The organism is Endozoicomonas sp. YOMI1, from assembly GCF_024606345.1.
In the GTDB taxonomy this organism is placed as follows: domain Bacteria; phylum Pseudomonadota; class Gammaproteobacteria; order Pseudomonadales; family Endozoicomonadaceae; genus Endozoicomonas.
The window spans coordinates 1-1282 of record NZ_JAHHPM010000192.1 but is presented as its reverse complement, the minus strand read 5'-3'; the positions used below and the strand labels follow the sequence as shown (position 1 = coordinate 1282).

Here is a 1282-nt window from a genome sequence, read left to right as displayed (position 1 = left end):
CGCCACCCGCTGCCCGAAAAAGACAGGCCGCTTGTGCTTTTGCGGCCAGCAGCCAACAGCCAACGAACTTAACAAGTCTCAGTCAAATGCAGAACTTATTCCGGGACAATTCCTATGCCGCTCTTGCCAGGTCAGAGCAGAGGATTTCCACAATGGCATCAGCCTCACGGAGGGAACGGATTCGCTCAAAGAGGTTCTGAGCTTGCGGATACGCTTTACGCAGATAATTAAGCCACTGCTTCAGACGGGAGGGATGGTATTGCCATTTACCATTTTTACGATCTCTGTCGTTTAATTGCAGAATAAGCTGCAACACTGAATACCAGCTCATCGGCCTGACCGATTCCCGAATCATGGTGGTGATATTCGGCGTTACCAGAGAAGGCCGCCCGACCATCAGGTCAGAGCAGCCGGAGGCGTCCATACAGCGCCTGGCATCTTCATGATTCCAGATCTCGCCGTTGGCGATCACCGGAATCCCCAGGTTTTCACGAATTTTACCAATGTATTCCCAGTGAGCCGGTGGCCGATAGCCTTCTGCCTTCGTCCGGGCATGCACCGCCAGTTCCGAGGCTCCTGCCTGTTCAACAGCACGGGCATTTTCCAGGAACAAAGATTTGTCTTCATAACCCAGACGAATTTTGGCCGTCACCGGCAGGTCTGCAGGTACGGCATCCCGAACCGCCCTGACAATGCTGAACAGCTGATCCGGCTCCCGCAGCAAAATCGCCCCGCCCCGGTTTTTATTGACCGTTTTTGATGGACAGCCGAAGTTTATGTCCACGCCCGGCGAGCCAAGCTTCACTGCACGCTGGGCATTCAGTGCCATATATTCAGGGTTACTGCCCAGCAGCTGCAGACGAACAGGTGTACCATTCGATGTTTTTGCTCCCTGCAACAGCTCCGGACAGGTACGGTAAAATACCCGGTTTGGCAACAGCGTATCCGTTACCCGGACAAACTCGGTAACACAGAGATCGAAGGTATTGATGCCGGTGAGCAGATCCCGCATATCGTGATCCATAACGCCTTCCATCGGCGCCAGTATCAACCGCATGGCATGCCTCTTGAGTGAAAAAGCACCAATTCTACCGCCAGCAGGCCTGATAATAAAATAAGGAGCACTCACAGATAACACTCACTTCACCTGGCAAGATATTGCTTACCATATGGACTCGAATATTTCTGGCGTATGCTGCAGCCAGGCACTGGGGGAACCAATATATTGTGCTGTGGTCGAACGGCTGCAAGGGCTTGTTGCAGTTAACGAAAACCTATCTAT

General features: G+C 52.6%; 1 protein-coding gene. It reads right to left on the bottom strand.

Annotated features, from left to right (window positions below; all coding sequences use genetic code 11):
• Nucleotides 1–112 precede the first annotated feature (112 nt).
• Nucleotides 113–1057, bottom strand: coding sequence for a tRNA-dihydrouridine synthase (locus tag KDK15_RS06830; RefSeq protein WP_257294619.1), 945 nt, complete (start codon nt 1055–1057; stop codon nt 113–115).
• Nucleotides 1058–1282 lie beyond the last annotated feature (225 nt).

Coding starts and splice junctions, on each gene's coding strand:
- KDK15_RS06830 (WP_257294619.1), bottom strand. CDS start 1,057: ATGCGGTTGATACTGGCGCCGATGGAAGGCGTTATGGATCACGATATG.